9 protein-coding genes are annotated in these 11738 nt (G+C 69.4%); all 9 read left to right on the forward strand.

Annotation, left to right across the window (positions count from 1 at the left end; translation table 11 throughout):
• The first annotated feature begins 201 nt into the window (after nt 1-201).
• The 9 genes from AC1HFW_RS24425 (at nt 202) to AC1HFW_RS24465 (ending at nt 11702) form a co-directional block, all read left to right on the forward strand.
• Nucleotides 202-1293: a DUF917 domain-containing protein gene (locus AC1HFW_RS24425; protein ID WP_061073236.1), complete on the forward strand. Its 1092-nt coding sequence runs from the start codon at nt 202-204 to the stop codon at nt 1291-1293.
• Nucleotides 1294-1304: 11 nt separating this feature from the next.
• On the forward strand, nt 1305-2960 hold the full coding sequence (locus tag AC1HFW_RS24430; protein ID WP_238888772.1) for a urocanate hydratase: 1656 nt from the start codon (nt 1305-1307) through the stop codon (nt 2958-2960).
• Between the two features lie 50 nt (nt 2961-3010).
• Nucleotides 3011-4351 (forward strand): MFS transporter, encoded by a 1341-nt coding sequence (locus AC1HFW_RS24435; RefSeq protein ID WP_479285430.1) that lies wholly within the window; start codon nt 3011-3013, stop codon nt 4349-4351.
• Nucleotides 4344-5492 (forward strand): MBL fold metallo-hydrolase, encoded by a 1149-nt coding sequence (locus AC1HFW_RS24440; protein ID WP_479285431.1) that lies wholly within the window; start codon nt 4344-4346, stop codon nt 5490-5492. The genes AC1HFW_RS24435 and AC1HFW_RS24440 overlap by 8 nt, the downstream gene beginning before the upstream one ends.
• A gap of 56 nt (nt 5493-5548) precedes the next feature.
• A complete protein-coding gene (locus AC1HFW_RS24445) occupies nt 5549-7276 on the forward strand; it encodes an HAL/PAL/TAL family ammonia-lyase (protein WP_479285432.1) in 1728 nt (575 codons plus the stop codon).
• Between the two features lie 232 nt (nt 7277-7508).
• Nucleotides 7509-8207, forward strand: coding sequence for a glutathione S-transferase N-terminal domain-containing protein (locus AC1HFW_RS24450; RefSeq protein WP_241075675.1), 699 nt, complete (start codon nt 7509-7511; stop codon nt 8205-8207).
• Between the two features lie 254 nt (nt 8208-8461).
• Nucleotides 8462-9814, forward strand: a complete 1353-nt coding sequence (locus AC1HFW_RS24455; protein WP_479285433.1) for a c-type cytochrome — start codon at nt 8462-8464, stop codon at nt 9812-9814.
• A complete protein-coding gene (locus tag AC1HFW_RS24460) occupies nt 9807-10703 on the forward strand; it encodes a c-type cytochrome (RefSeq protein WP_241075677.1) in 897 nt (298 codons plus the stop codon). The genes AC1HFW_RS24455 and AC1HFW_RS24460 overlap by 8 nt, the downstream gene beginning before the upstream one ends.
• A 72-nt stretch (nt 10704-10775) precedes the next feature.
• Nucleotides 10776-11702, forward strand: coding sequence for a LysR family transcriptional regulator (locus AC1HFW_RS24465; RefSeq protein WP_479285434.1), 927 nt, complete (start codon nt 10776-10778; stop codon nt 11700-11702).
• Nucleotides 11703-11738: the final 36 nt, after the last annotated feature.

Below are 11738 nucleotides of genomic sequence, written 5' to 3' on the forward strand. Positions count from 1 at the left end.
GGCGCCTGGGGATATCCCTAGGTGCCTTCCGCCCCTGGTTTGACGCTCCCTCGGGGCGCACCCCTCTATTAACCCAATGTTATGAACAAGGCATAAAAGGTAATACGACATTAACGGGATTGGTTCCTATGATGCCCTCGTCTATCCAGCGCGAACGCCGCTGGAGCCGCTAAACGCAATCGGGAAAGGAAGGGCGCAGCAATGGGAAGAATCTTGACGATGCAGGATGTCGAAGCCGCGGTCAGGGGCGGTTCGGTGTTTGCCTGTGGCGGGGGCGGCTGGGCCGAGCATGGCCGCGAACTGGGATCGCTGGCCGTGACCATCGGCCGGCCCGAACTGGTGTCGATGGACGAAGTGCCCGATGACGCCTGGATCGCCACCGCCGCCGCCATCGGCGCGCCCGGCGGCCTGACCGACTGGCAGATGCTGGGCATCGACTACGTCAAGGCGGCCGAGCGCCTGCAGGATGCGTTGGGCGAGCGCCTGTACGGCCTGATCATCGGCCAGAACGGCATGTCCAGCACGCTCAACGGCTGGCTGCCGTCGGCGGTGTTGGGCACCAAGGTGGTGGACGCGGTGGGCGACATCCGCGCCCATCCCACCGGCGACATGGGCTCGCTGGGACTGGCCGGCAGCCCCGAGCCGATGATCCAGTGCGCCGTGGGCGGCAACCGCGCCAACAACGCCTATATGGAACTGACCGTGCACGGCGCCACGGGCAAGGTGTCGCCGGTGCTGCGCAAGGCCGCCGACATGGCCGGCGGTTTCATCGCCAGCTGCCGCAACCCGATCCGCGCGTCGTACGTGCGGCGCCACGCCGCGCTGGGCGGCATCAGCCGCGCGCTGGCGCTGGGCGAAGCGATCCTGGCGGCGCAGCCCAAGGGTGGCAGCGCCGTGATCGACGCCATCTGCAAGGCCACGCAGGGCGAGATCATCGGTTCCGGCAAGGTGGTGCGCAACACGCTCAAGTACACCGAGGAAGCGTTCGACATCGGCACGGTCGAGATCGGCGAGGGCGCGGGCAAGCGCGTCATCCACGTCATGAACGAGCACATGGCGGTGACCGACGGGCAAGGCGAGCGCATCGCCTGCTATCCGGACGTGATCACCACGCTGGACGCCGACGGCAACCCGGTCAGCGCCGGCAAGCTGCGCGAGGGCCTGCAGGTGTCCATCCTGCACGTGTCCAAGCAGCACATCCCGCTGTCCTCCAGCGTCACCGACGCGTCGGTCTACCCCATCGTCGAGAAGGCGCTGGGCATGGACTTCACCGGCTACGCGCTGGGCCGCTGAGGGGTATCGCGATGAAACGTGAATTCAAGGTGCCGGGCGGCACCACGCTGCGTTGCAAGGGCTGGCGCCAGGAAGCGCTGCTGCGCCTGCTGGAGAACGTGCTGGCGGTGGGCGAAGACCCCGCCAACCTGGTGGTCTACGCGGCGCTGGGCCGCGCCGCGCGCGACTGGCCGTCGCATGACGCCATCGTGCGCGCGCTGATGACGCTGGAAGAAGACCAGACCCTGATCGTGCAATCCGGCAAGCCCATCGGCGTGCTGCGCACCCACCCGCAGGCGCCGATCGTGATCATGGCCAACTGCAACATGATCGGCCAGTGGGCGCATGCCGAGAACTTCTACCGCCTGCAGGACGACAACCTGATCTGCTGGGGCGGCCTGACCGCGGGCGACTGGCAGTACATCGGCTCGCAGGGCGTGATCCAGGGCACCTACGAGATCTTCTCGCGCATCGCCGAGCGCCATTTCGACAACGACCTGCGCGGCCGCTTCATCCTGACCGCCGGCATGGGCGGCATGGGCGGCGCCCAGCCGCTGGCGGGCCGCATGGCCAACGCCGCCATCCTGACGGTCGAGATCGACCCGGAACGCATCGACAAGCGCATCAAGGCCGGCTTCCTGGAACGCCGCGCCGACACGCTGGACGAGGCGCTGGCGCTGATCCGCGAAGCGCAGGCGGCGCGCCGCCCGCTGTCGGTGGGCCTGCTGGGCAATGCCGCCGACGTGTTTCCCGAGATCCTGGCGCGCGGCATCGTGCCCGACATCGTCACCGACCAGACCTCGGCGCATGACCTGGTCTACGGCTACGTGCCGGCCGGCCACACGCTGGAACAGGTGGCGCGCATGCGTCGCGACGACATGACGGGGCTGATGAATGCCAGCCGCGCGTCGATCGTGCGCCACGTCACCGCGATGCTGGGCTTCAAGGACCGCGGCGCGGTGGTGTTCGACAACGGCAACCTGATCCGCACGCATGCGAAGCAGGGCGGCGTCGAGCGCGCCTTCGAGATCCCGGTGTTCACCGAGGCCTTCCTGCGCCCGCTGTTCGCGCGCGCCATCGGCCCGTTCCGCTGGATCGCGCTGTCCAACGACCCCGACGACATCCGCAAGATCGACGACTTCCTGCTGCGGCGCTTCCCCGACAACCTGATCGTGTCGAACTGGATCCGGCTGGCGCGCGAGTCGGTGCCGTTCGAGGGCCTGCCCGCGCGCATCGCCTGGCTCGGCCACGGCGAGCGCACCGAACTGGCGCTGGAAGTGAACCGCATGGTGCGCGAGGGCATCCTGGCCGCGCCGGTGGCGTTCACCCGCGACCACCTGGACGCCGGCGCCATGGCGCATCCGAACATCATGACCGAGAACATGCGCGACGGTTCCGACGCCATCGCCGACTGGCCGCTGCTGAACGCGATGATCAACTGTTCGTCGAGCGCCGACCTGGTGGCGATCCACTCGGGCGGCGGCGGCTACAGCGGCTACATGACCAGCGCCGGCGTGACGGTGGTGGCCGACGGCACCGACGCGGCGGCGCAGCGCCTGTCGTTGTCGCTGACCAACGACACCGCCAGCGGCGTGCTGCGCTATGCCGACGCCGGCTACGAAGAAGCGCTGGACGAAGTGGACAAAAAGGGTATCGACCGCATCGACACGATGGCGGCGCGGGTCTGAACGGCAGTACATAACAGCCCCGGATACGGGGCGAATCAACGGGAACGTCAATGAAAAACATCGCAATCAACCCGGGCGCGGGGATGGTGGGGGGCAATGCCGCCCACGCGGGCGCCGACGAGCACAAGGGCGCCAAGAAGGCGGTCATCGCCGCTTCCATCGGCAACGCCCTGGAGTGGTACGACTTTTCGGTCTACGCGCTGTTCGCGGTGTATATCGGCCAGAACTTCTTCCACAACGAAGACCCCACGGTGCAGCTGATGGCCTCGTTCCTGGCCTTCGGGCTGGGCTTCGTGGTGCGGCCGCTGGGCGCGCTGGTGCTGGGGGCCTACGGCGACCGCGCCGGCCGCAAGGCCGCATTGACGCTGACCATCATGCTGATGGCGCTGGGCACGCTGCTGATCGCCATCGCGCCGCCGTACGCCGCCATCGGCGTGGGCGCGCCGCTGCTGATCGTGTGCGGCCGCATGCTGCAGGGCTTCTCGGCCGGCGGCGAAGTCGGCGGCGCCACTGCCTTCCTGGTCGAGCACGCGCCGGCCGGCAAGCGTGGCCAGTACGCCTCGTGGCTGCAGGCCAGCATGGGCATCTCCAACCTGCTGGGCGCGCTGGTCGCCACGCTGGTGACGACGCTGCTGACCGAAGACCAGGTGGGCGAGTGGGGCTGGCGCATTCCGTTCATCGTCGGCCTGTCGATCGCGCCGGTGGGCCTGTGGATGCGCCGCGCGCTCGACGAGACGCCGCATTTCCGCGAAGAACAGCAGCGCCAGGCCGCCAGCGGCAAGCCCGCCAAGGCGCCGCTCTTGAGCGTGCTGCGCGATTATCCGCGCGAACTGTTCACCGGCCTGTGCATGTCGGTGCTGTGGGCCATCGGTCCGTACGCGCTGATCATCTTCATGCCGATCTATGTGCAGAAGAGCATGGGCTTCACCAGCTCGCAGGCCTTCCTGGGCGCGCTGATCGGCAACCTGTTCCTGATCGGCGGCTGCTTCTTCTCGGGCACGCTGTCCGACCGCTACGGCCGCCGCACCGTGCTGCGCGCCTCGGCCCTGTTGCTGCTGATCGCGGTCTATCCGTTGATGATGTGGCTGCAGACCAACCACACGCAGTTCGCGCTGATCGTGGTGCAGTCGTCGTTCTGCCTGCTGGTGGCGCTGTACGTCGGCACCGCCCCGTCGGCGCTGTCGGAAGTGTTCCCGACGGCGGTGCGCTCGTCCGGCATGTCCCTGGCCTACAACACCGCCGTGACGGTGCTGGGCGGCTTCGCGCCGGCCATCCTGACCTGGATCACCTACACCACCGGCGTGGCCTTCGCGCCGGCGCTGTACGTGATGGGCGCCTGCGTGGTGGCGCTGGTGGCGTTGACCGTTCTGCCGCAGAAGAATCATGTCTGAGGCTGGCGTGCGGTTTACGGACGTGGCGCATGCTAGCTTGCCGGCGCGCCGGCCGGCCGCCAGCGGCCTGCGCCGCTGGCTTGGCCACGCCGCCGCGGCGCTGGGCGTGGCGGCCATGCTGGCCGCGCCTGCCGCGCAAGCGGCTGAAGGCGCTGAACTGGTGCTGCTGGGCGTGGCCGGCGGCCCGACCTGGTACGGCAACGACGCGCCCCACGGCATCTCGTCGGCGCTGGTGGTGGATGGCAAGGCCTACCTCGTCGACCTGGGCTCGGGCGCCTACCGGCAACTGCGCCGCGCCGGCATCAAGCCCGGCGCCGAGCAGGCCGTGTTCCTCACGCACCTGCACACCGACCACATCATCGACCTGGCCAGCCTGCTGATGTACGACCCCAGCGCGCGCCGCCGCGCCAAGGCGTCGCTGCAGATCTACGGCCCGGGCCGCCGCGGCGCCTTGCCGCCGCTGGCGCCGGGCCTGGCGGGCGATCCGGTGATCCACGCCGAGAATCCGGGCGCGGGCACCGTGGACCTGGTGGACTCGGTGGTCGCCGGCATGGCCGCCGATCTGAACATCCGCGTGCGCAGCGAAGGCGTGCCGGACGTGCGCGGTTTCTTCCAGGCGCACGACATCGCGGTGCCGGCCGGCGTGGTGAAGGATCCGAACGTCGATCCGGCGCCGCCGATGGAGCCCTTCGAGGTCTGGCGCGACGAGCGCGTGAGGGTCAGCGCGATCCTGGTGCCGCACGGGCTGGTGTATCCCAACTTCGCCTACCGCTTCGACACCGCGTCGGGCTCGGTGGTGTTCTCGGGCGATACCGCGCTCAGCCCCAACCTGGTCAAGCTGGCGCGCGGCGCCGACATCCTGGTGCACGAGGCGATCGATCCCGCCTGGGTCGACCATATCGTCGGCTCCAAGCCATGGGACGCGCGCCAGCAGGCGCTGGCCCGGCAGCTGCTGGAGGCGCACACCACGCCGCAGCAGGCGGGCGAGGCGGCTACCCAGGCCGGCGTGCGCAAGCTGGTGCTGTCGCACCTGGTGCCCGGCGACGCGCCCGCCGACCATTGGCTGCACGCCCGCGAGACCTTCAAGGGGCCGGTGGTGCTGGGCCAGGATTTGATGCGTATTCCCCTGAAGCAACCCTAGGGCCTGTGCGAGGCTCCTTTTAGTGTGAACAGGCCCTAAGCGTCATCGGAGGCGGAATGAAGTCTTTGCGTGTGGAAACCCATCGACGCGCGGCGTGCGCGTGGATCCGGACGGCGCTGCTGGCGGCGTTGATGCTCGGCACGGCCGCGCAGGCGGCAGGCGATTGCAGCGTAACGCTGGACGGCAAATCGCTGACCGCCGCACAGGTGCTGGCGGTGGCGCGGCAGGATTGCGCCGTCGCCATCGCGCCGGCCGCGGCGCGGCGCGCGGCGCGCGCCTACGACCTGCTGCTGGCCTACGCGCGCCTGGACAAGCCGGTCTACGGCCTGAACCGGGGCGTGGGCCTGAACAAGGACCAGACCATCTTCCAGGGCGGCGAGATCTCGCCCGAGGTGCGGCGCCTGTCCGAACAGTTCAACCGCAACCTGCTGCATTCGCACAGCGCCGCCTATGGCGCCGAGGCGCCGCGCGACGTGACCCGCGCCGCCATGCTGATCCGCCTGAACACCGCGCTGTTCGGCGGCGCCGGGATGCAGCCGGCGGTGCTGGAGCAGTACGCCGCGTTTCTCAACCGCGACGTGACGCCGGTGATGCTGGGCGAAGGCTCGGTCGGCCAGGCCGACATCACCATCCTGCCGCAGATCGGCCTGGTGATGATGGGCGAGGGCGAAGCCTGGCACGGCGGCCGTCGCATGGGCGCCGAGCAGGCCCTGCGCGAGGCCGGCCTGGCGGCGGTGCGTCCGTTCGGCAAGGACGCGCTGTCGATGGTCAGCTCGAACGCCTATGGCGCCGCGCTGGCGGTGCTGGCCGCGCATGATGCGCGCGCGCTGCTGGCGCAGGCCGACGCGGTGGCGGCGTTGTCGCTGGAAGGCCTGGATGGCAACCTGGCGCCGCTGCTGGCGCCGGCGCAGGCGCAGCGGCCCTACGCCGGCCAGCGCCAGACCGCCGAGCGCATGCTGGGCCTGCTGCGCGGCAGCGCGCTGTGGAAGCGCGACCCGCGGCGGCCATTGCAGGACCCGCTGAGTTTTCGCACGGTGAGCCAGGTGCATGGCGCCGCGCGCGATCTGCTGGGACTGCTCGACCGGCAACTGCAATTGCAGATCAACAGTTCCGACGACAACCCGACAGTGGTGCTGGATGCGGCGCCCGCGGCCGATGCGCCCGAGTACGAGACGCAGTATTACGTGACCTCGGGCCCGGTGCGTGGCGCGGTGATACCCAGCGCGGGCTTCGATCCCAGCGCCTGGGTCCTGCCGCTGCAAGGCACCGCGGTGGCGCTGTCGCAGGTGGCGCAATTGTCGGCGCAGCGCACCTTGCGCCTGACGGATCCGGCGTTCACGCGGCTGCCGCGCTTTCTCAGTCCGGGCAATGGCGCCATCGGCTATGGCCCGATCCAGAAGACGGTGTCGTCGCTGGCGGCCGACGTGCGCGCCCTGTCGGGGCCGGTCGTGACCGACGTGCAGCCCCAGGCCGGCAACATCGAGGACGTCGGCACCAACGCGCCGCTGACCGGACTGCGCGTGGCCGGCCAGGTCGCCTCCCTGACCCGGCTGCTGGCGGTGGAACTGATGCACGGCGCCCAGGCGGTCGACCTGCGCTATCCGCAGGGGCCGGCGGCGGCCCTGGGCCAGGGCACCGCCAGCCTGTGGCGGGACTTCCGCGCGCAGGTGCCGGCCATGGTCGAGGACCGGCGCAACGACGCCGACGTCATCACCGCCACCGCCTTCCTGCGCCAGGCCCGGGCGCAACCGCCGGCCTGGGGCCGGGCCGACGCGGAGCGCTGAACGGCAGCGCGGGAAAGCCCGCCCGCGCCCGTCCGCAAACCCCTGCCGGCGATACGGTTTTTTCCTGGAACGGACCGTTGCGCGGCCAGTGCCCGCGCCGCGGCCACAAGGCGCTTGCCGACGGGCGATTTGCGCTACATTTGCCCGACGCGCCGCGGGGCGCCGGCCAGCGGCCGCGCCCGCCACGATCGCCACCCCTCATCGCCACCCGGATCTCCAGGAGCTCCCCCGCATGTCTTCCCTCGACTCGTTCGCCATCACCCGGAAATGGCCCGCCCAGCATCCCGACCGCATCCAGCTCTATTCGCTGCCCACGCCCAATGGCGTCAAGGTGTCGATCCTGCTGGAAGAGCTGGGCCTGCCCTATGAGCCGCACCGGGTCAGTTTCGATTCGCAAGACCAGTTCTCGCCGGAATTCCTGTCGCTCAGCCCGAACAACAAGATCCCGGCCATCCTCGATCCCAACGGTCCGGACGGCAAGCCGCTGGCGCTGTTCGAGTCCGGCGCGATCCTGATCTACCTGGCCAGCAAGACCGGCCAGTTCATCCCCGCCGACACCGCCGGGCGTTACGAGACGCTGCAGTGGGTGATGTTCCAGATGGGCGGCATCGGCCCGATGTTCGGCCAGCTGGGCTTTTTCCATAAGTTCGCCGGCAAGGACTACGAAGACAAGCGTCCGCGCGACCGCTACGTGGCCGAATCCAAGCGCCTGCTGGGCGTGCTGGACAAGCGCCTGGAAGGCCGCGACTGGGTCATGGGCGAGCAATACACCATTGCCGATATCGCCATCCTGCCGTGGGTGCGCAACCTGGTCGGCTTCTATGGCGCCGGCGAGCTGGTCGAGTTCTCGCAATTCAAGAACGTGGCCCGCGTGTTGGAGGCCTTCGTGGCGCGTCCGGCGGTGGCCAAGGGCCTGACGATTCCGGCCTGACGGGCGGTGTGCACCGGGGACGGCCGGGGCCTGAGGCCCCGTCGATCCCCGGAGAAGCGGTCCAACATCGGACTGTTCTCGTGTTAACGAGTCTCCAAGATTCGGCCTGCTTGCGCCGCGTCAAACAACCCCGATACTTTCATGCTTTTCGGTAATATGTTTATTACTGAAAGGCGTAAGCTGCCTCCATAAGCTGGACGACGCAGTACGAACACCCGACGTGCGCGCTGCCCGGCACGCAACGGAGGGTCAGAATGAAGCATTTCGGGATCAAGGCGGTGGCGCTGGTGGCGCTGCTGGGGATAGGCGGCGGGATTGGCGGCGCCCACCTGTTGACCGCCATCCGCAAGACGGACAGCACCACCACCGTGGATCCGCAGGACCGCCGGCTGGCCGAAGCCGGCGCCTATATCGCGCGCACCGCCGACTGTGTCGCCTGTCACAGCGTGCCGGGCGACAAGCCCTTCGCGGGCGGCCTGGCGATGCAGACGCCGGTCGGCACCATCTACTCGTCCAACATCACGCCCGACAAGACCGCGGGCATCGGCGCCTACAGCTACGCCGACTTCAAGAACGCGGTGCAGTACGGCATCCGCAAGGACGGCGCGGCGCTCTATCCGGCCATGCCGTATCCGTCGTACGCCATCATGCCCGACCGCGACATCCAGGCGCTCTACGCCTACTTCATGGGCGACGTCGCGCCGGTCGACAAGCCCAGCGCCGATTCGACCATTCCCTGGCCCCTGAACATGCGCTGGCCCATGGCCTGGTGGCAGCTGCTGTTCGCTGGCAAGCGCGACTTCGCCGCGCCCGCCGGCGCCGACGAGCAGGTGACGCGCGGCGCCTACCTGGTGGAAGGCCCCGGACATTGCGGCGCCTGCCATACGCCGCGCGGCCTGGCCTACCAGGAAAAGGCGCTGTCGATGGCCGATGGCGACGCGTTCCTGTCGGGCGCCGTGATCGACGGCTGGCGCGCCAAGAGCCTGCGCGGCGAGGCCCGCGGCCTGGCTTCCTGGAGCGCGGCCGACATCGCCCTGTTCCTGAAGACCGGCCGCACCGACCGGGTGGCGGTGTTCGGCGCCATGGCCGACGTGGTCGAGCACAGCACGCGCTATTTCACCGATGACGACCTGGCCAGCATCGCCGCATACCTGAAGCAGCTGCCGCCCGTGAAGGGCAAGGTGCCGGTGTTCCCGGCCAAGGCGGACGCCACCACCGCGTCGCTGCTGGCCGGCCGCTACGACTCGCGCGGCGCGGTGATCTACATGGAGCATTGCGTCATCTGCCACCGGGCCGACGGCCAGGGCATGCCGCGCATCTTCCCGGCGCTCGCGGGCAACTCGGCGATCTTCGCGCAGAACCCGCAGTCGATCATCCAGATCACCCTGGAAGGCGGCAGGATGCCCGCCAACGACCATGACGCCATGGCCTTCGCGATGCCGCGCTTCAACCACCTGAGCGACCAGGACATCACCGACGTCATCAACTTCATCCGCACGGCCTGGACCAACCAGGCGCCGCCGATCGCCAGCGACGAGGTCGCGCACATCCGCGACTTCCTGGCCAGCAAGAAGCCGAACATCGTGTCGGGAGGCAAGCATGAATAACCTGTACAAGATCGCCGCCACGGTGGCGCTGGCGGCCGCGGGCGGCATGGCCGCGCTGGCGGCTCCGCCGGCGCCGGCCGAGACCAAGACCTTCGCCGTGCTCGACAAGGACGGCAAGCGGTTGGCCGACTACACCATTCCGTCCGACACCCTGATCGACAAGGAACCCAACGCCGAACAGATCCGCCACGGCCAGCGCCTGCTCAACGAGACCCGCCGCCTGTTGCCGAACAACACCGGCGCCAGCCTCAATTGCAGCAGCTGCCACGTGCAGCAGGGCAAGAAGCCGCTGGGCGCGCCGTACATCAACTCGGTCAATTCGTTCCCGCAGTTCAATCCGCGCTCGGGCCGGGTGGTGTCGCTGGCGGACCGCATCAATGGCTGTTTCCAACGCTCGATGAACGGCAAGCCGCTGGACAAGGAATCGCCGGAAATGCTGGCGATGCTGGCCTACATGAAGTGGCTGGCGCAGGACGTGCCGCATGGCGCCCAGGTGCAGATCAAGAACGCCTGGCCCATCGACACCAAGCTGGTTCCCGATTCGGCGCGCGGCAAGACCCTGTACGCGGCGCAGTGCGCGGCCTGCCACGGCGCCAACGGCGAGGGCAAGCGCGACGGCGCCGGCAACATCGTGTTCCCGCCGCTGTGGGGCGACGAATCGTTCAACATCGGCGCGGGCCTGGCGCGCACCTACAAGGCGGCGGCCTTCATCCGCAACAGCATGCCGATGGGGGTGAATACCCATGGCAACTGGGGCGAGGGCGCGGTGCTGTCCGACCAGGATGCGGTGGACGTGGCCGAGTACTTCACCCACATGCCGCGGCCGGACTTCCCGCCCAAGGACAAGGACTGGCCCGACGGCAAGAAGCCCAAGGACGCGCGCTACTGACGCGTGGCGTGGCGGGCCGCCGGCTCGCCCCGCGCCCTACAATCGGCGGGTCATCCTTCGTCCGGGCCCGCCATGGAACTGCGCCAGCTTCGTTATTTCGTTCGCGTCGTCGAAGCCGGCAGCATCGGCCGCGCGGCCATGTCGCTCGGCATGGTGACGTCGGCGCTCAGCCAGCAGATCAGCCGGCTGGAAGGCGAACTGGCCACGCGGCTGCTGCAACGCAGCGCCAGCGGCGTGGTGCCGACCGACGCCGGCCTGGCGTTCTTCCGCCAGGCCCAGCTCGCGCTGCGCCATGCCGACGACGCCGTCCACGCCGCGCAGCAGGCGCGCCTGGCCGGCCATGTCAGCGTCGGCCTGTCGTCCACCACCGCGTCCATCCTGGGGGCGCCGTTCGTGCAGGCCATGAACCAGCGCTATCCCGACATCCGCCTGCATCTGGTCGAGGCGCTGTCGGGCCACCTGGCCGACATGCTCAACGGCCGCCAGCTCGACCTGGCCGTGGTGTTCCACGCCGAAGCGGCGCGCCGCTGGAGCGTGATGCCGCTGCTGGACGAGCCGTTGTACCTGTGCGCCGGGCGCGGCATGCCCGGCCTGCCCGCCGGCCCGACCACCCGCCTGGAAGCGATCGCCGGCCTGCCGCTGGTGCTGCCCAGCGGCCGCCACGGGCTGCGCGCCCTGGTCAGCCAGGCGTTCCAGCAGCGCGGGCTGACGCCGCGCGTGGTGGCGGAGGTCGATGGCCTGGCGCTGCTGATGGACGTGGTGCAGCTGGGCTACGCCGCCACCATCCAGCCCAGTTCCGCCACCGCGCGCATCGCGCCGGGGCAGCTCGCCATGGCGCGGATCGACGACGCCGACCTGTTCCGGCCCAACCTGCTGGCCAGCCTGTCGGACGACGAACTGTCGCCCGCCGCGCTGGCCGCGCGCCTGGTGCTGGCCGACGTGTCGCGCGGCCTGGCGCGCGACGGCAAGTGGGCGGTGACGACGTTGCACGCGGTCTGATCGGACGCCGCACCCTTCACGAATCATGAAGACCCG

The sequence above is a fragment of the Achromobacter sp. ISS7 genome (assembly GCF_056523125.1).

Bases quoted from the DNA above. Each gene is read 5' to 3' on its own strand.
- AC1HFW_RS24435 (WP_479285430.1), top strand. From the start codon at position 3,011: ATGAAAAACATCGCAATCAACCCGGGCGCGGGGATGGTGGGGGGCAAT.
- AC1HFW_RS24465 (WP_479285434.1), top strand. From the start codon at position 10,776: ATGGAACTGCGCCAGCTTCGTTATTTCGTTCGCGTCGTCGAAGCCGGC.
- AC1HFW_RS24425 (WP_061073236.1), top strand. From the start codon at position 202: ATGGGAAGAATCTTGACGATGCAGGATGTCGAAGCCGCGGTCAGGGGC.
- AC1HFW_RS24455 (WP_479285433.1), top strand. From the start codon at position 8,462: ATGAAGCATTTCGGGATCAAGGCGGTGGCGCTGGTGGCGCTGCTGGGG.
- AC1HFW_RS24450 (WP_241075675.1), top strand. From the start codon at position 7,509: ATGTCTTCCCTCGACTCGTTCGCCATCACCCGGAAATGGCCCGCCCAG.
- AC1HFW_RS24445 (WP_479285432.1), top strand. From the start codon at position 5,549: ATGAAGTCTTTGCGTGTGGAAACCCATCGACGCGCGGCGTGCGCGTGG.
- AC1HFW_RS24430 (WP_238888772.1), top strand. From the start codon at position 1,305: ATGAAACGTGAATTCAAGGTGCCGGGCGGCACCACGCTGCGTTGCAAG.
- AC1HFW_RS24460 (WP_241075677.1), top strand. From the start codon at position 9,807: ATGAATAACCTGTACAAGATCGCCGCCACGGTGGCGCTGGCGGCCGCG.
- AC1HFW_RS24440 (WP_479285431.1), top strand. From the start codon at position 4,344: ATGTCTGAGGCTGGCGTGCGGTTTACGGACGTGGCGCATGCTAGCTTG.